15 protein-coding genes are annotated in these 19,037 nt (G+C 37.8%); 7 read left to right on the forward strand and 8 right to left on the reverse strand.

What is annotated here, in order from left to right:
• Nucleotides 1–180: 180 nt before the first annotated feature.
• From AW17_RS08620 to AW17_RS08640, 5 genes are all read right to left on the reverse strand, one after another.
• Nucleotides 181–1,299: a hypothetical protein gene (locus AW17_RS08620; RefSeq protein ID WP_029275730.1), complete on the reverse strand. Its 1,119-nt coding sequence runs from the start codon at nt 1,297–1,299 to the stop codon at nt 181–183.
• 73 nt (nt 1,300–1,372) lie between these two features.
• The gene (locus AW17_RS08625; protein WP_029275731.1) at nt 1,373–1,558 is read right to left on the reverse strand and encodes a hypothetical protein; all 186 of its coding nucleotides are present in this window, start codon (nt 1,556–1,558) and stop codon (nt 1,373–1,375) included.
• Between the two features lie 87 nt (nt 1,559–1,645).
• Nucleotides 1,646–2,212, reverse strand: a complete 567-nt coding sequence (gene scpB / locus AW17_RS08630) for an SMC-Scp complex subunit ScpB (RefSeq protein ID WP_029275732.1) — start codon at nt 2,210–2,212, stop codon at nt 1,646–1,648.
• A 251-nt stretch (nt 2,213–2,463) separates the two neighbouring features.
• Nucleotides 2,464–5,469 carry a ligand-binding sensor domain-containing protein gene (locus AW17_RS08635; protein WP_083488660.1) on the reverse strand — a complete coding sequence of 1,002 codons (3,006 nt, stop codon included), beginning with the start codon at nt 5,467–5,469 and terminating at the stop codon, nt 2,464–2,466.
• Nucleotides 5,459–6,244 carry a LytR/AlgR family response regulator transcription factor gene (locus AW17_RS08640; protein WP_029275734.1) on the reverse strand — a complete coding sequence of 262 codons (786 nt, stop codon included), beginning with the start codon at nt 6,242–6,244 and terminating at the stop codon, nt 5,459–5,461. Before AW17_RS08640 ends, AW17_RS08635 begins: the two co-directional genes overlap by 11 nt.
• Before the next feature lie 124 nt (nt 6,245–6,368).
• On the opposite strand from AW17_RS08640, the gene AW17_RS08645 reads away from it, so the two are divergent.
• The 3 genes from AW17_RS08645 to AW17_RS08650 all read left to right on the forward strand — a co-directional run bounded on the left by AW17_RS08645 (nt 6,369) and on the right by AW17_RS08650 (nt 8,007).
• Nucleotides 6,369–6,977, forward strand: a complete 609-nt coding sequence (locus tag AW17_RS08645; protein ID WP_245235033.1) for a ferritin-like domain-containing protein — start codon at nt 6,369–6,371, stop codon at nt 6,975–6,977.
• Entirely contained in the window at nt 6,961–7,095 is a 135-nt protein-coding gene (locus AW17_RS25110) for a hypothetical protein (RefSeq protein ID WP_280739943.1), read from the forward strand. The genes AW17_RS08645 and AW17_RS25110 overlap by 17 nt, the downstream gene beginning before the upstream one ends.
• Before the next feature lie 99 nt (nt 7,096–7,194).
• Entirely contained in the window at nt 7,195–8,007 is an 813-nt protein-coding gene (locus AW17_RS08650) for a ferritin-like domain-containing protein (protein ID WP_083488661.1), read from the forward strand.
• A 525-nt stretch (nt 8,008–8,532) separates the two neighbouring features.
• On the opposite strand, the gene AW17_RS08655 is transcribed toward AW17_RS08650, so the two are convergent.
• On the reverse strand, nt 8,533–9,657 hold the full coding sequence (locus AW17_RS08655) for a CofH family radical SAM protein (RefSeq protein WP_029275736.1): 1,125 nt from the start codon (nt 9,655–9,657) through the stop codon (nt 8,533–8,535).
• Between the two features lie 152 nt (nt 9,658–9,809).
• Between AW17_RS08655 and AW17_RS08660 the strand changes: the two genes are divergently transcribed.
• Together AW17_RS08660 and AW17_RS08665 are read left to right on the forward strand one after the other, a co-directional pair.
• The gene (locus tag AW17_RS08660; protein WP_029275737.1) at nt 9,810–11,054 is read left to right on the forward strand and encodes a M16 family metallopeptidase; all 1,245 of its coding nucleotides are present in this window, start codon (nt 9,810–9,812) and stop codon (nt 11,052–11,054) included.
• Nucleotides 11,047–12,318 carry a M16 family metallopeptidase gene (locus AW17_RS08665; protein WP_029275738.1) on the forward strand — a complete coding sequence of 424 codons (1,272 nt, stop codon included), beginning with the start codon at nt 11,047–11,049 and terminating at the stop codon, nt 12,316–12,318. Before AW17_RS08660 ends, AW17_RS08665 begins: the two co-directional genes overlap by 8 nt.
• A 343-nt stretch (nt 12,319–12,661) precedes the next feature.
• On the opposite strand, the gene ppnP is transcribed toward AW17_RS08665, so the two are convergent.
• Nucleotides 12,662–12,943 carry a pyrimidine/purine nucleoside phosphorylase gene (gene ppnP / locus AW17_RS08670; RefSeq protein ID WP_029275739.1) on the reverse strand — a complete coding sequence of 94 codons (282 nt, stop codon included), beginning with the start codon at nt 12,941–12,943 and terminating at the stop codon, nt 12,662–12,664.
• 34 nt (nt 12,944–12,977) lie between these two features.
• Nucleotides 12,978–13,985: a sterol desaturase family protein gene (locus AW17_RS08675; protein WP_029275740.1), complete on the reverse strand. Its 1,008-nt coding sequence runs from the start codon at nt 13,983–13,985 to the stop codon at nt 12,978–12,980.
• Between the two features lie 229 nt (nt 13,986–14,214).
• On the opposite strand from AW17_RS08675, the gene guaB reads away from it, so the two are divergent.
• The gene (gene guaB, locus AW17_RS08680; RefSeq protein WP_029275741.1) at nt 14,215–15,684 is read left to right on the forward strand and encodes an IMP dehydrogenase; all 1,470 of its coding nucleotides are present in this window, start codon (nt 14,215–14,217) and stop codon (nt 15,682–15,684) included.
• Nucleotides 15,685–16,340: 656 nt separating this feature from the next.
• The gene (locus tag AW17_RS08685; RefSeq protein ID WP_029275742.1) at nt 16,341–18,920 is read left to right on the forward strand and encodes a TonB-dependent receptor; all 2,580 of its coding nucleotides are present in this window, start codon (nt 16,341–16,343) and stop codon (nt 18,918–18,920) included.
• Nucleotides 18,921–19,037 lie beyond the last annotated feature (117 nt).

Consider the following 19,037-nt stretch of genomic DNA (forward strand, 5'->3'; position numbering starts at 1 on the left):
CAGGTCAGGGTGACGATAAAATGCAAAAATGTCTAAAGATTATTCCTTAAAGGGCAGATTAATGACCGAACTGATGTTAAAAAGTTTAAAGTTACATTTTTCTGTGTTTTCGTGAATCCGTGGCAAACAGAAAAAGGTTCGTGGAGACACGAACCTTGGCAGGTGACGAACCTGTTAAGGTTAAAAGATTTTCCGCATGGTAAGGTGTTTTTTACCAAAGGTTGCACCCGTGGCTTTATGGATAGCAATCATCTGTTCGTTAAAATCGCCTACCCAACTCAATTCAAGCTCTTTATACTGGTTTTTAGGAAGTACGTATTCGCCTAAACGGATAAAAAGAACGGATTCCAGTCCATGTTTTTGGAACTTAGGTTTGGTGCCCATTACAATTGCCCTCATACGGGTAACGCCCATCCAGCGGCGGTAAGCAAACTTTAATTTTTCAATTAAACCAAGTTTTCCATCAAAACCTTTAATCATCTGGTTTGCATCTGGAATCAATACTACAAAAGAGGCTGGTTCGCCATTAAAGTAGGCAAACTGGATCAAATGTTCATCCATGATGGGTTCCATACTTTTAAAGCTTTCTTCGAGCGTTTCTTTTTTAATAGGCACAAAGTTTTCGAAATCCTGCCAGCCATCATTGTAGATTTCCATTAAATCATTAATGTATTTACTCGAATTGGCTTTGCTGAAATATTCGAAAGTATAACCTGGTTTATTTCTTACCCAGTTGGCAATTTTTGTAAAACGTTCTGGGAAGGGGATAGTTAGGTTAATATGGTTGGTTAATTGTTCGTATTCGGTAACAAAGCCATATTTCTCGAAAAAGTTCTGATAGTATGGAAAGTTATAGTTCATGCCGAAAGAAGGAGGGGTAAACCCCTCAACTAACAGGCCCCAGAAGCTATCGTTTTCACCAAAATTAATCGGACCGTCCATGGCTTTCATTCCGTTTTCGGCTAACCAGGTTTTTGCTGTATCGAATAAAAGAAAGGCAGCTTTTTCATCATCAATACATTCAAAAAATCCCATGCCACCGGTTGGTTGGTCGTAGTGGTAGGCTTTTTTCTCATTAATAAAAGCAGCTACACGGCCAATCAGTTTTCCTGCATCATCTTTTAAAATCCAGCGTGTACATTTTCCATGTGCAAAAAAGGTGTTTTTTTCTGGGTTAAAAACATTCTCAACCTCACTATCCAGTGGACAGATCCAGTTTTTGTCGTTTTTATATAGAATTTTGGGTGTGTTTAGAAAGTCTTTTTTTAGTGATGAATTGCTTACAGATATGATTTGCATGGGCAGATTTTAAAATTAAAAAGCATCCTACCAAGCGGGCGGATGCTTTTTCAAATATATGTTATTTTAAATATTAATAGTCGTCGTCGTCATCGTCGAAATTATCGAAGTTGTCAAGATCATCTAATGGCAGGTCAAAATCATCATCATCTTGAGGCTTCTTTTTCGTTGTTAGAATATCGTCATCTTCAAGATCATCATCTTCGTCTACCTGTTTCTTGGCAGTCGGCTTAGTTGGGAGTTTCTTTGGCGCTTTCATAACACAAAAATAAAAATTGCTTTTATAGTTTAAAAATACAAAAAAACTTTTTTTAATAACAATCTGAAAGCAAAGAAATTAATTTATTTATTCCACATTTTCTCCAACGGTATTTTCCTCTTTTACGATGTCCTTCAATTGAGGAAGCTGGTTAAGGTTATTTAAACCAAAATAATCCATAAATAATGTGCTCGTGCTGTACAGGATAGGTCGGCCGGGCGTTTCTGCTTTTCCGTTGATACTGATCAGCTCTTTTTCCAGCAGGCGTTGCACCGAATAATCTGAATTTACACCCCTGATCTGTTCAATTTCCAATTTGGTTATTGGTTGGCGGTAGGCAATAATGGCAAGCGTTTCCATCGCGGCCTGACTTAGTTTTTTCTTTGAGCGGTGTAACTGAAGTTGATTAACCGTTTCATGGTAATCTTTTTTGGTGAGAAACTGGTAACCATTGTTTAAGAATACCAATTCGATGGCAAAATCATCATGGCTATATTTTTCTTTAATCTGCTCTATGCTTTCGAACACCTGTGTTTCGGTAAATTCTTCATTGAAAACGGCATTTAAGGCAAGTATAATTTCTTGCGTACCTATGCTTTGGCTGGAAGAAAATACGAGGGCTTCGATGTACCTGGTAATGTTGTGATTGGGCATATACAAAAATAGAATTTTTGGGCATAAAAAAAGCGGTCTCGCTTTTAAAAACAAGACCGCTTTCAACACACAAATGAAACCTGAATTAAGATATAGTTTTAGGTTAGGTTATTAAATATCTATATCAATTCTATAAGAACGTCTTTGATAAACACTATCGTTTATTTCTAACACAAGTTTAAGGCTAAAGAGGGTTCGATCAAGATTCTATTTAGTGAGTGGTATTAATAATTGAGTAAACGGTAAATTTTCTATTTTAACGGTATAGAAATCGATACTGTTGTACCATTTGTGGTATTCTGCCTAACGTTTAAGTGTATAGGTTTTGCTCCAATCTGGCCTAAAAGGTGCAATCTTTCTTTGGTTAACTGCATTCCTTTACTAATGTGTGTTTCCTTTTTATCCTTTAAAGAGTTGTCAATTCCAATCCCATCGTCAATAATTTCGATGTTGAGATAGAATTCATCTTTCAGTTTAATATTGATCAGGATTTCACCACCTGTTTCTTTTGGCATAATACCATGCCATATTGCATTTTCTACGTAAGGCTGTAACAACATAGATGGGATAAAGGTTTCTTCTTTATCAATTTCTTCATCAATATTAAAAATGTATTTTAATTTATCGCCGAAACGGTTTTTCTCTAATTTCAAATAAAGATTTAAGTATTCCAGCTCTTCCTCTAAAGAGATGTAACTTTTGGTACAGATCTCCAGGTTCTTTCTGATCAATCTGGCAAAGCCCGTTAAAACCTTATTTGCTGAAGCCGTATTTTGCGTATTGATATAATGCTGGATCGAATTCATCACGTTGAAAACAAAATGTGGATTCATCATCGCCTGTAAGGCTTGTTGCTCGAGCATCAGCACTTTGTTTTTTAACAACAATTGCTCTTGCTCTTTATCTTTTTGCTTACGGGTAATGTAAACAGCCACTTTATAAAAAATATAGGCTACCAGCAGTATCAAAATAGATAAAAACCATAAGCTTTGCCAAAAATGCCTTTTAATGGTAAAAGCTATTTTTGCCGATTCGCCCCAATTACCATTTTGGCTTTTGGCACTTACTTCAAATATATAATCGCCTGATTGTAGTGAAGAAAAATCTAACCGTCTTGTGCGGGTTTCTACCCAAGCTGAATTTTCATTTAAACGGTACCGATAAGTGATGTCGCTCGTGGTAAAATCGACTGCACTAAAGGTAAATAGAATGGTATTGTTACCAGGTTCGAAAGTAAAATTACCTTGATCAACCGGCAAACGCTCATTATCTTTAATAATAGAAGTAACGTAAACCTTAGGAAGATTCTTAACTATGTTTTTATTGTTGTACTTAAACAGGATCAGGCCTTTGTTTGTTGCAAAATAGGCCGTGCTATCATCAATAAACAAGCTGTTGATGTCATCACTCAAAAGGTCCTTACCATAGTCGAAATTGGTCACGGTGAATTGATTGGGATAATCGGCTATTTTGTTTACACCTTTGTTTGTTAGTACCCATATTTCGTTATTTTTTACAAATATTTTGGTGCAGATATTATTGGTTAGGCCATCTTTTTGGGTAATCTGACGGGTAATCTGCCTGTTCTTGTAGAAAATTAAACCATAACCATCTGTTGCCAAAATCAAAGTGCCGTCTGCAAGCTGCTGAATATCATTTATCCTTTTGGTAAGTAGGGGATGATTTTCGTAATGTTTAATTAATTTCCCTTTTGAAAATTGAGACAGCCCGTTAATATTCGAAAACCACAAATTCCCTTCACTGTCGTAAAAAACGTGATAAGACCTGTCTTTAAAAAAATCTTCCTTTTCGCGGTATTTCGCAGCGTTAAACTCAAATTTGTTTCTTCTGTCTGATAAAAAAACAACACCCGATGAAAGAGCCAGAGCCAGGTGGTCGTTATTCTTGCCGATGCTAAAATGTTTGATCACGAACATAGAGTTGTTCGATTCCTTTAAATATTTTACTTCGGTATTGCCATTATAGATATTTTTAAAAACACCCATTCCATAATCGGATGCAAAATATATAGATTGATCTTTTGGATCGAAAGTAACCTGTTTAATGGTTTTGTATTTCTTGAAATCGTCTAAACCAATTTCATCTACCTGGTAATTGTTGATGGTTAATACGTCGATTACGGCATCATCGGTACCCAGCCAGAGGCGGTTTTTTCCATCTTTGGTAATGCTTTTAATTACGTTACTACTCAGGCCCGATTCGGCATCAATGATGGATAATCTGTTGTTAGCGTTGGGCAGCATATAAATACCCTGATTGGTGGCAAACCACATGTTTTGGTTACTATCTTTAATAACTTGATTGACAGAGATATCCTGTAGATATTGAACAGTTTTTCCGCTTTTATCTAAAGCAAAGGCACCATTGGCATTCGATAGCCAAACTTCTTTACTGGCAATGTCGTAATAAAAATAACCCGACATGTTTTTGATCAGATTCTGAGGAATCGATATGAGATCGTTGATACTTCCATGTCTATATTGTTTTAAGCCGCCAGCATCCAGATAAAATAAAGATCTGTGTGTAGAATTGACAGCAGTCATGTAGGAGAGGGGCTGCACTTTCGAACTGATCATGGAAAAAGTTTTTCCATTAAATTTCTGTACACTTAAATCGCTATAGGCGAATATGTTACCTTGCTCATCTTCGTGTATAAAGGCATTGATAAATTGATCATTTGGATTAGGCGAAATGTACTTTTTGATCGTTTTTCCATCCCAGCAAACAATGAGGTTGGCATTGGTTCCGAGCCAAATCCGCCCCCGTTTATCTACTAAAAAGGAAACAATTACCGTATTAAAGTTTAGCTTTTTAAGCAGTTCGTCATTATCCTGGTTGTAAAACTTCCCTTCTTTTAAGTAGCTGAGCTGGCCGTTTAAGGCAAAAAACCACAAGCGGCCATCTTTGTCTTCTTTCATCTGAAGGATCTGGGTATCGGGCAGTCCATCTTCGATCGTAAAATTCTGGAAATTTGTACCATCAAAACGGCTCAATCCGTTATCCGTTGCAATCCAGATAAAGCCTTTTTTATCCTGTAAAATGTAATAACAGTTGTTGCTGGCCAGCCCATTTTTAGTATTATAATGGGGGAGGTAAGTGGTTTGTGCAAGCAGGGTTTTGGGAGCACTAAATATAATAAGCCCGAATAAAAAAGCAATAAAAGAGCGGCTGAAGTTTAACTTCAGGATTGCTTTTTCAGTAAATAAAAGCACTTTTTTGCCTAGTTTAATGATCACTGTTCGCTTTTGTAAATAATTTTATTTTTTCAAAAAAATCGCTTGCTCTTCTTCGCGAAATATTAATACTTTCTCCATTTTTTAAGAAAACCTGAAGTCCGTTTTTAGAATTATACTCTTTTAAATGGTTAAGGTTGATGATGCTCGACTTATGGATCCGTACAAATTGGTCGCCTGGTAAAAGCTCTTCAAATTCCCGTAAAACTTTCGAAACCGTTATTTTATCATGGTTATTTAAGTGTACAATAGAGTAATTGCTATCGGCTTCGATATAAATGATATCATCGATATCAATCATTTTAAAACCTTGGCCATAGGGAAGCGTAAGCTTCTTGATTTCGGATCTTGAGCTTAAGCTGGAAGCTAGGTTGTTGATTCTTTCATCATTCTCGTTCTGACCTTTAAAAAGTTTGATGTGCTGAAAAACCTTATCTACAGCTATTTTAAGTTCATCAATATCAATTGGCTTTAATAAATAATCGAGTGCGTTAGCCTTAATCGCTTTCAGCGCATATTGATCGTACGCGGTAGTAAATATAACTGCTGCATTATGTTTTTGAGCATCAGGAATTAATTCGAAACCGTTCCCTCCGGGCATTGCTATATCCAGAAAGATTAAATCAATAGGATGGTGTGCCAGAATATCTTTTGCTTCCGATACAGATCTTGCAATACCGGTAATTTCTACCTGTGGACAGTTCTGTTGCAGTAAAAAAAACAATGATGATCGGGCAAACTCCTCATCATCAACAATAATGGCTTTTAATGTTGTCATAACTATAGGTTGGTGAATGTATTAAAATGCGCTTACAAAAAAAAATGCAAATCAAAAAAACCAGTGTTCTGATTGTCACGTATGTATCATCAAACGAATTCAAAACCACTAAACATAGATTACTATGAAACACAATGAACTAGAAACAAAAAATGAACTTCATGAAAAAAGTTTATTTGACAAAACTGTAGGCAGAAGATCTTTTCTTCAGTATGCAGGTGCAGGCGCTGCTGGCATCGCCTTGGTTGCAGCCGGTTGTAAAAAAGATCGTGGTTACGAGAATCCTATTATGGGAGGTGCAACGTTAGATTTTAAAGATGATTTCGGTGTATTAAATTATGCATATGCTTTAGAGCAACTAGAAGCTGCATTTCACATAAAAGTTGCTTCAGCACCTCCTGCAAGTTTCACAGCAGCTCAAAAAGCATATTTCCAAGATATTCAGTTCCATGAGATTGCACACAGGGAGTTTTTTAAAGCTGCTTTAAGTACAGCTGCAATTGGAAGTTTGGAGGTAGATTTTTCTTCAATTGATTTTACCAGTTCTGCCAGTGTTTTAGGTACGGCAATGGCTTTCGAAGATTTGGGCGTGGCAGCATACAATGGTGCCGGACCAAGAATTAAAAATGGTACTTATTTATTGTTAGCAGGTAAGATTGTTTCGGTTGAGGCTCGTCACGCAGCTTATGTTCGTGATTTAATCTCAAACGGGTCGTTTGCTGATTTTAAATAGCCTTGCTCCATTGGGTGCCAATAACGCAGCCGGTTTAGATGCAGCTTTAACACCAGATAAGGTGCTAGCCATTGCTGGAAAGTATATCAAAACCAAAATTAATGTTATCAATCTTTAATTTTTAAAATCAGAAAATCATGAATATCGTAATATATTAGAAGAAATTGAAAAAGTTGACGGTGAAATCTATGAGAGATTAAATCCGAGAAGAGCTGCAATGAAAAGCTTTTTCAACATGGGCAAAAAAATCTCTTTGGCTGCTATGCCGCTAGCCCTAGGTTCAATGTTTCAAAAAGCATATGGACAAACAGCTTTACCTGCTGCGGTTGTTGATGTATTAAACTTTGCTTTATCGCTAGAGTATTTGGAATATCATTTTTACAATCACTGTATTGTAGGCAAAACTCCTGGATCGGCAGTAACTGATGTTACTTTTAATTTTCCTAATGCAGCCAGTCAAGCAGCCATTACTACTATTCGCGATCACGAAAAAGCACACGTTGATTTATTGGTAGGTGCTTTGGGAAGCTCAGCCCGTGCACCAATAGCCTATGCAGATACCGATTTTAGAGCAGGTGGAACGTTTTCTACTGTATATTCTGATTATGGTACTTTCTTAGCGGTAGCACAAGGTTTCGAAGATACTGGAGTTAGGGCATACAAAGGTCAGGCAGGAAACCTATTGGTTAGTCCGGGGGTATTGCAAACTGCTTTACAGATTCACTCAGTGGAAGCACGTCATGCATCGCATATCCGTCAAATGCGTACGGCAGCTGGTACAGCAATATATAAACCATGGGTTAGCCTTGGTGCTTCAGGTCAGGCAAATGATTCTGGCGTTCCTCAGGTAGATGCTGTATATGCCGGTGAAGATTTAACCGTACAAGCTGGTGCAAATATTGTAGGTATAGGTGGCAATGCCGGCATAACCAAAGCTGTAGCGGTAGAAAGTTTTGATGAGCCTTTGGATAAAGCCAGCGTAATCACAATTGCTAACTTATTCTTGAAAGACTGTAAAAAGCTATCATAGCAAAAGTTTTTACATTATTAATTAGGTAATGTTTTGTTTAAGGTAGGGAGGTAGAACTTGGTTTTACTTCCCTTTTTTGATTAGGATTTAATTGGATGTAAGGGTTTTAGGATCCAAATTTCAGTGCGATGTGATTTGGAAAGCAAGGTTCTGTTTTTCAATTAACGTTAGTCCCGCTTTACGCTAAATCTTTTTAACTGCCCTTCGACTACGCTCAGGGTGACAGCTAAAAAGTATATCGCTGCAATCGGGTTTACTTATCCAGGTAATAATCAATAAACTAATTTATCCTTCTATTAATGACAAAAAAGAAGATGGTATATCATAAAGACAATTTCAGCTCAAATACTGTCATGTTGAGCCTGTCGAAACGAACACCTTAAGAGTATTTAGACAGGTCCTTCGACAGGCTCTCCACAGGAGTCCTTTGGACAGGATGACAAATCTATATTTATGACATAACCTTTCCTTAGATTGCAACTAAGTGTTTTTTTATTAAAATAGCGTCCCATGTTGAATATTTATTTAGTAAGTGATCACCTGTTCTTCCAAATGCTCAGGTAAATCCCTGTAGTTATATTTCTGTCCGCGTAACTGAGGTTCGAAACCGGCAGCCTTAATAGATTGCTGGATACCATTCGCAGTGAAACGGTGTGGTGCACCGGCAGCCGATACTACATTTTCTTCGATCATAATCGATCCAAAATCATTTGCACCTGCATGTAAACAAAGCTGTGCGGTTGCTTTACCAACGGTTAACCAACTGGCTTGAATGTTCTTAATATTAGGCAACATAATGCGGCTCAAGGCAATCATGCGGATATATTCATCAGCAGTTACATTGTTGCTGATGCCGCGGAGTCTTTTTAATAAAGTTCCGTCATCCTGGAAAGGCCATGGAATAAAAGCCAAGAATCCGTTTGCATCAGCAGGTTTTTCGCTCTGTACCTGACGGATCCATACCAAATGTTCAAAACGCTCTTCAATGGTTTCTACGTGTCCAAACATCATGGTTGCTGATGTGGTAATATCTAATTGATGGCATGCACGCATTACATCAAGCCATTCCTGTCCACCACATTTTCCTTTTGAAATTAAACGCCTTACGCGGTCATTTAAAATTTCTGCACCTGCACCAGGAAGCGAATCCATTCCTGCTTCTTTTAACGCTTTTAACACTTCAGTATGCGTCATTCCTTCCAGCTTTGCAACATGTGCAATTTCCGGCGGGCCCAAAGTATGTAATTTTAAATCAGGATATAATTCTTTTAGTTTTTTGAAAAGATCCGCATAAAAGGCTAAACCTAAATCCGGGTGGTGACCGCCCTGTAATAATAACTGATCTCCACCTAAACGGAAAGTTTCTTCAATTTTTACCTTATAGGTTTCGATATCAGTAATATAACTTTCATCATGGCCAGGCCTGCGGAAGAAATTACAGAATTTACAATTGGCAATACAAACGTTGGTCGTATTTACATTACGGTCGATCTGCCAGGTTACTTTGCCACTGGGTACCTGAATTTTCCTTAATTCATTCGCTACAAACATCAACGATGCCGTATCGGCATGATGGTATAAATGTACTCCTTCTTCAAGGCTTAAAAAATCGAAATGTAATGCCCGTTGCAGTAAATCGGCTGTATTCATACCACAAAGATAAGGAAAAGGGAGGGAAGGTTGAGGGGCTAAGGTTTAAGGTTTGTCAAAAAAATAACAAACGCAGTTAATACATCAAAATCTATTAAATCTTCCTCATCAGTGAAATCATTTATTATATCTTTACGGTTCTAAAAATTAATATGGTAGATTTTAATCGTTTTACACTTGCCAATGGTTTAAAAGTTTTGGTGCATGAAGATGCGACAACGCCAATGGCAGTTTTAAATATTTTATATGATGTTGGTGCCCGTGACGAGGATCCTGAAAAAACCGGTTTTGCGCATTTATTTGAACATTTAATGTTCGGCGGATCGGTAAATATTCCAAATTATGATGAGCCTTTGCAACGGGTAGGTGGTGAAAACAACGCTTTTACGAGCAATGATATTACCAATTACTACATCACGCTGCCTGCAGAAAACATAGAAACGGCATTTTGGTTGGAAAGCGATCGTATGCTGAGCCTGGCTTTTTCTGAAAAGAGTTTAGATACGCAAAGAAACGTCGTGAGTGAGGAGTTTAAGCAACGTTATCTTAACCAGCCCTATGGCGATGTTTGGTTAAAGTTGCGTCCGCTGGCTTATAAAAAGCACTCTTACCGCTGGGCAACTATCGGAAAAGAGCTTTCGCATATCGAAAACGCCACTATGGACGATGTAAAGGCGTTTTTCAAAAAACACTATACACCACAAAATGCAATTTTGGTTGTGGGTGGAAATGTGAAAACTGAAGATGTAAAAAAACTGGCTGAAAAATGGTTCGAACCGATCCCTGCGGGAGAGAAGTACAACCGTGATTTGGTTCAGGAAGAGCCGCAAACAGAAGCGAGACAAGAAACCGTGAAGGCAAATGTGCCTTTAAATGCGATTTATATGGCTTTTAAAATGCCAGGGCGCTTAAATCAGGATTATTATGCCTTTGATTTATTATCTGATATTTTATCACGTGGGCAGTCTTCGCGCTTGTATAATAGCTTGTTGAAAGAACAGAAACTTTTTAGTGATATCAATGCCTACATTTCGAGCAGTTTAGATCCGGGTTTGTTTATAGTTGAAGGTAAACTGGTAGAAGGAGTAACAACCGAAACTGCAGAAAAAGCAATCTGGGCTGAACTGGATAAATTAAAAGCAGAACTGGTTTCAGATGCTGAATTAACAAAAGTAAAGAACAAAGTAGAATCGGTGCTTGTTTTTTCTGAAATGAGTTTATTGGATAAAGCAATGAACCTGGCTTATTATGAGCTTTTAGGTGATGCCACTTTACTAAACCAGGAAACTGAAGAATTTTTAAAGGTTAAAGCAGAAGATATAAAACGGATCTCTAACGAAACTTTCCAACCAAATTCATCATCAACTTTATATTATTTAACTGAAGAAAATGCTTAACAGACAACAGGCGCCTGATTTTAAGCAGGTATCGACAATAAATTTTATCCATCCAGAAAAAAAAGCATTGGATAACGGTGTGCCCGTTTTTACAATCTATTCCGGAGAACAGGATCTGGTACGTATCGAATTTATTTTCGAAAACGTAAACTGGAAGCTCGAAAAACCGTTACAGGCCATTGCGGTAAGCGCATTGATCAATAATGGAACAAATAAATTATCGGCGAAAGAAATAGCCGAACAAATTGATTTTTATGGTGCATTTTTTCAAACAGAATATGTCCAGGATCAATCTTCGGTTACACTATACACTTTAAATAAACATTTACGCTCGGTACTGCCGATTGTGAAGGATATTTTATCAGAAAGCCAGTTTCCACAGCATGAACTTGATATTTACATTCAAAACCAAAAGCAAAAGCTACAGGTAAACCTGAAGAAAAACGATGTTCTTTCGAGAAAAGAATTTGCACAGGCTTTATTTGGCGATACAGCTTACGGGGTAAACATAAAAGCAGCGCATTACGATGCATTGAAGCGCGAAGATCTGGTTGATTACTTTAAGGCCGCATACGCACCAAATAATTGTACTATTATTGTTTCAGGTAAGTTTGACGATGTTAGCTTTAACCTGCTGAACGATACTTTTGGACAAGATTGGGAAAAAAGTAATGCGGTAAAGAACAGTTTCAATTTTACTCCAACAAAAAAACAATTTGTTTATACGGAAAAGCCAGAAGCTTTACAGTCTGCGATCAGAATTGGTCAGTTGGCCATTAACCGTAAACATGAAGATTTTTCTGGTCTTCAGATTTTAAATACCGTTTTAGGTGGATACTTTGGCTCGCGTTTAATGAATAACATCCGTGAAGATAAAGGTTACACTTACGGTATTGGTTCTGGGATTTCTTCGCTACAACAGGCCGGTTATCTTTTTATTGCTACTGAAGTTGGTGCGGATGTTTGTTCGGCTGCATTAACTGAGATTTACAAAGAAATAGCGCTATTGAAAAATGAGCTGGTAGGGGAAGAAGAGCTGGATCTGGTTCGGAACTACATGTTGGGTTCGATGTTGGGCAGTTTGGAGAATGTATTCTCACACGCCGATAAATTCAAGAACATTTATTTCGCAGGATTGGACTACGATTACTATACTAAATATATCGAGAAGGTTAAAACCATTACTGCCGAAGAATTACTTGCCTTGGCGAACAAATACCTAACAACCGATCATTTTACCGAGGTGGTGATAGGGAAGAAATAATTATAAATATCCCCCGCTATTCGACTGAAGCGTAGCGAAATGGATAGATCTATCCATATAGATTTTGCTTCGCAGAGAATCTTCGGGTTCTCGGCTTCGTTACACTCCGCTACCATTGACAGGTTCCTAAAGAAAGGTCGTCATTGCGAGGCACGAAGCAATCTTAATGCGCACGCTAGTAGCGATCGTTGTAAGATTGCTTCGTCGGCTGAAAAAGCCTTCTCGCAATGACGATTCCTCGCAGCTTACAATACGCTAAATACTTATGTCATTTATATTGATTTTTACAAAATAAATTACCCCTCGAAATGACGACTTTTTCGGTTTGTTATTCTTTTATTAACTACCTATACTGGCATAAATATGCCGTTTGAACGCTTGTTTTTACTTTAAAAGATGAGTTTGCAGGCACTTCAAAATTACTACCAGCTTTAATGCTTTGCCAATCTGTAGTACCTGGTAAAAGCGCTGTTAGTTCACCCTCTATAACATGCATAATTTCTTTCTGAGCTGTTCCAAAAGTATATTCTCCCGGGTTTATAACGCCGACAGTCGATTTTCCTTCAGCGGTTTCATAGCCTAACGATTTAACCTTGCCATCAAAATATTGGTTTTCAGTAATCATATGCTAATTTATAAAGAATTTCCGTTAACTCATCTTATGAGTTGACCATTTCAGTTTTGTAGTTTTTCAAATATTCCGATCTCACTATTTTAGCCGTTTTATGGTCTTTAGTATGGCTCCATCCGGGAGGCATAAAGATGTATAGAAACTTGTTTTTAATACCTGGTGCACGCCAAACATCTTTGGCCAGGAGAACGATTTCGCCAAAATAAGCATCTAAAAAGCTGTGTTTTTTCATTTCCCGGGTAATACCATATTCAATTTTTATTGTTTTGTCTTCTTCCTGATAGGTTTTAAAGACATGGTCCCAGATGGGTAGCAGGTTGCAGAAATTGGTATCCATATACAATGCATTCTTGGCATGGTGTACACGATGATGAGAAGGAGTAAGGATGATTTTATTTAAAAATCCAAACCGGCCATCTTTAGAAATGTTTTCCCCAATGTGGATAAAAGATCCCCAAAAACCATCGATAAACATGATTAAAAAAAGCAGGGCAGGGCTAACGCCCAAAAGAATACATGTTGTTGTTCTAATGAGGTCGGCGTAAGGTGCTTCCAGAAAAAAATGTGCAAAATTTACCGATAAGTTCATGGTTTCGGGTGCGTGATGGGTGGAGTGCAAACACCAAAAAAGCCTTACTTTATGCGCTAAAAAATGATAAATAAAATGCCCGAATTCCCAGATCACGTACCCGTATATCAGCCAGTACCAGGTAATCTCTGTTTTAAAAATGGCGTATTTGCCAAATAAACCGATACAGATAGACACCATTCCAATGGAAATAATGCGGCCAATAAAAGAATTAATCACCAGTGAAAAGAAAGAAATCCGGTAATCAACCACTTTAAAACGGCGGTAAAATGCCATCCTGATGATTTCAAAAACCAATAAAAAGGGAATCAAAGGCCCCATAAGCGCACTAATGCCATTCCAGCTCATAAACTGGCTATAGTCATTGGTTTGCAGTAGTTTTAACAGTGCTGGTAAGCCGAAAAATCCAACAAGCCATTCCTTTACGCCTTCAAGAAAATCTATCATCTTATTATATTTGGTTGTTGAAATTATATAAAACTAAAATTTTATTCAAATAATTTCGCTAAATAGCTACGTCATTGTTACCATATACTTATTAAAGCTTAGTTTTTGCTTTGTGATGATTGCGATTGTCAGACAAGCTCAATATTTAAGCATTTTTATCATTATACTTTTATATTCCCTCAATTTTCGTATCTTTGCCTGGCAAATAATAAATCCTAATTTATTTGCTATGCAACTCGATTCCACAAAGTTTATTGCCACAGGTTTAACGTATGACGACGTACTTCTAGTACCTGCATATTCCGAAATTCTGCCCCGTGAAGTAAATACAGCCACTTTTTTAACAAAAAAAATTAAACTTAATGTTCCATTGATTTCTGCAGCGATGGATACTGTAACAGAAGCCGAACTAGCCATTGCCATTGCGCAAAATGGTGGTATTGGTATGTTACATAAAAACATGACCATAGAAAGACAAGCCGAAGAAGTACGTAAGGTTAAACGTTCTGAAAGCGGTATGATCCAGGATCCGGTTACTTTATTGGAAACAGCTGTTGTGTCCGATGCTTTCAAGATTATGAAAGAGCATAAAATTGGTGGTATTCCTGTTGTAAGCAGCGACAATAAATTGGTGGGTATTATTACAAATAGGGATTTACGTTTCCAAAAGGATATGAAAAGACCGATTTCTGAGGTAATGACTAAAGAAAATTTAATCATTGCACCAGAAGGTACTACTTTGGTTCAGGCAGAGGAAATTCTTCAGAACCATAAAATCGAGAAACTTCCTGTAGTGAGCAAAGATGGTTACTTAAGCGGTTTAATTACTTTTAAAGATATTTCGAAGGTTAAAAATTACCCTGCCGCCTGTAAAGATGAACGCGGTCGTTTACGTGTAGGCGCTGCTGTTGGTGTAACCGCTGATACTATACAACGTGTTGATGCCTTAGTTCATGCCGGTGTTGATGTAATTACCATTGATACTGCTCATGGTCACTCAAAAGGAGTAGTTGATAAGTTAAAAGAAGTTAAAGCTAAATATCCTGATTTGCAGGTTATCGTTGGAAATATTGCTACCGGAGCTGCTGCAAAATTCTTAGCCGATGCTGGTGCTGATGCCGTTAAAGTTGGTATTGGTCCTGGTTCTATCTGTACAACAAGAATTATTGCTGGCGTTGGTGTTCCTCAATTATATGCGGTTTACGAATGTGCCAAAGCTTTAAAAGGCACAGGTGTTCCTGTTATTGCCGATGGTGGTATTAAACATACAGGTGATATTGCCAAAGCAATTGCTTCTGGAGCAAGTACAGTAATGGCAGGTTCGTTATTTGCAGGAGTTGAAGAATCGCCAGGCGAAACCATTATCTACGAAGGACGTAAATTTAAATCTTACCGTGGAATGGGCTCAATTGAAGCAATGGAGCAGGGTTCTAAAGACCGTTATTTCCAGGATGTAGAAGATGATATTAAAAAGTTGGTTCCAGAAGGTATTGTAGGCCGTGTGCCATTTAAGGGTACCTTAGCAGAAGTAATGTATCAGTATATTGGCGGTTTACGTGCAAGTATGGGTTATTGCGGAGCAGCAAGTATCGAGGCGTTACAAGAAGCACAATTTGTGCAGATTACTGCAGCAGGTATGCGCGAAAGCCATCCACACGATATTACGATTACTAAAGAAGCACCAAATTATACCAGATAAGGTGTAGGGTAGAGGGTTGAAGGTTTAGGCTTTTAGTAATCTTAAATTAGGAGAATTTTCCAAGTATTCAAAGTTTAAGAAAAGAAGTTAACATAAAGTCCCCTTTAGGGGATTTAGGGGTAATTAGAGCGGGGCATCGTTTACGATAGCCCCGTTTTTAATTTTGAAGTCGGACCTAGCAGGTTTTTATAATCTACAAGATTTAAAATGGAATTAAAATTAAAAAGCTGCTAACTAATTTGGACGTTACCCAATCCCGGGAAAACGAGAAAGGGTCAGGCTTTTCAGGGCTACGCTTCGCTCCGGTACCGATTAAACCTGTGAAACAAGCAAGCATATCAAAAATGAACAAAAACGGATGCTTAAATCGGTACTAAACCCTTACAATCCTTAACGCGAAACTCACGATTTGGAACCGGATCTATAGGCTTTTAAAATCCAGGCGGGACTAAAAAATAGAAAAATCACAAAATAAAATTTGGCAGCTAAAATTTTTTAATATATTTGTCGACTAAATCTATAGGATTTATATGATAATTATGAAAACAAATCAAAAAACACGCTCGTATTGTTGTTGTAGCCATTCTAAAACAGTAATCGCATACTTTCGAACGAGTCATTAATCAACAACATTTAAACAAACTATATAACTAATCATGAACAAAAGTTTACTAATTCTCTTTTCATTTTTACTTTCGGCAAGTTTTGCCTTTGCCCAAAGCCCAGTAACCGGCGTAATTAAAACAACAAATGGCAGTACAATATCACACGCTACTGTAAAGGTAAGAGGAACAAACCAAGCCGTAGTGGCAGATGATAATGGTGTTTTCAGCATAAATGTAAAACAAGAGACTCCATTTTACCTTCAAGTGAGCTCAGTTGGCTATAAACCTCAGGATTTTCAGATTTTAAAACTTCAGGAAACACCAATAGAATTGGTTCTGGTAGAAAATGCATTATTAGATGAGATCGTTGTAACGTCGAGAAGACGTTCGGAGGTTTTACAGGACGTGCCTATCCCAATTACTGTAATAGGTGGCCAGGCAGCAGAAAATGCTGGTGCTTTTAACGTTAACCGTTTAAAAGAGTTAGTGCCATCTGTACAATTATATGCATCGAATGCAAGAAATACAACACTTAATATTAGAGGTCTGGGTTCAACATTCGGTTTAACTAACGATGGTATCGACCCAGGTGTAGGTTTTTACGTAGATGGTGTTTACCATGCGCGTCCGGCTGCCACCTCAACCGATTTCCTGGATATCGAACAAATAGAAGTAATCCGTGGTCCTCAAGGTACGTTATTTGGGAAAAATACTACCGCAGGTGCATTTAACATCACCACTACAAAACCAACCCAAACACCAAGTGCCAAAGTGGAACTAAGCGTCGGAAACTATAACTTTATCCAGGCAAAAACGTCAGTTTCGGGAGGAGTGGCAAAAAATCTTGCTGCAAAAATATCAATCTCGGGTACCCAACGCGATGGTACAATATGGAATACCAGAGAAGAACGTAAATATAGCGGACAAAACAACCTTGGTTTTAAAAGCCAGTTGTATTTTACCCCTTCAGATAGGTTACAGATACTATTAAGTAGCGATGTAAGTGTTCAGCACCCTGCAGGTTATCCTTTGGTAATTGCTGGTGTTACCACAACAGAAAGAAGCGCTTATCGCCAATACGCTAAAATTGTTTCCGATCTAGGCTATCAGCAACCTAAAATTGATCCTTTTTCAAGAGAAATAAATACCAATACCCCTTGGAGACATAATCAGTCAATCGGTGGTATATCCTTAAATGTAGATTATAAAATTGGTGGCGGAACATTAACATCTACCACAGCATGGAGATTCTGGAACTGGGATCCTACAAACGACAGGGATTTCTCTGAACTGTCTGCATTGACCAAATCTCAAGGTAACTCCCGTCATGATCAATATTCACAGGAAATTAGATATGCCGGTAATATCACCGATAAATTAAGTGGTGTAATTGGGGTGTTTGCCCTTGCTCAGAACTTAAAAGGTTTGGCCCAAACAGAAGAAGTAGGTAAAGATCAATGGAGATTTGTGCAAACAAGCAATACGGGTAGTCAGGCATTATATTCAACCCCTGGTTTATTAGATGGCTTTGGGATTAAAACCAATTCGACCATCAAATCCTTAAGTGCAGCTATTTTTGCTCAGGTTGACTGGGAATTTTTAGCGCATTTTCACGTATTACCTGGTTTAAGATACACCTACGATAAAAAAGATGTGGATTACGACAGGGTAACTTATGGCGGATTGCAGACTACAGACGCTGCTTTACTTGCACTAAAAGCCGCTGTGTATAGTAATCAGCAGTTCACTACCAAAGTAGATAACAATAACCTATCGGGTAACTTAACGGTTTCATACCGCCCTAACACGAAGTTAAACGTTTATGGAACTTTCTCTACTGCTTATAAACCTGTTGGTGTTAACGTAGGTGGCTTGCCAACTACCTCAACCGGACAAGCAGACTTGTCAGTAGCTGTTGTAAAGCCAGAATATGTTCAACATTACGAATTAGGTTTAAAAACAAAACCGGTTAAAGGTGCCATATTAAATATTACCGCTTTTAATACCGATATTAAAGATTACCAAACCAATGTTCAATCTCCACAGCTGGGGGTAAATAGGGGGTATCTTGCAAACGCAGAGAAAGTTAAAGTAAAAGGTTTAGAAATTGATGGAACTTATCAACTGGAAAGATTCTTAACTTTAAATGCTGCGGTAGCTTACCTTGATGGTAAATATGTGAAATTCACTAATGCACCACTTCCTTTAGAAGAAACCGGCCATACCGAATTGGTAAACGGTGTAGCTACCCAAGTTGCATTCAAAGATGCTTCGGGAGGCAGATTGCCAGGTATTTCTAAATGGAACATTTCTGGAGGTTCTGAATTTAGTACCCCCGGTAATTTAGCAACCAGGGCTGGTAGATATTTTATCGCCGGCGATGCGAGTTACCGTTCAGAATATTCGTCAAACCCTACACCTTCAAGCATTTTAAATGTTAAAGGTTATGCTTTATTTAATGCAAGGTTAGGATTTAAATCAGATAAGTTCTCTTTGTTTGTTTGGAGCAGAAATATCGCAAACAAAAACTATTATGAACAATTGCAGGCTGCGGCTGGTAACTCAGGCTTATATGCAGGCGTACTTGGCGATCCAAGAACTTATGGTGCAACAATCCGTTATGCTTTCTAATCTCTAAATTAATCTTTTCTCTCTTATATTTGGTTAGAAGGAGTGGTGTAATGCCGCTCCTTTTTTGTACTAAAATACTTAAGTGTCCTCAAGTGGTCAATATTATTTAGAAAAGCC

The organism is Pedobacter borealis DSM 19626 (genome assembly GCF_000708285.2).
GTDB classification, from domain to species: Bacteria; Bacteroidota; Bacteroidia; order Sphingobacteriales; family Sphingobacteriaceae; genus Pedobacter; species Pedobacter borealis.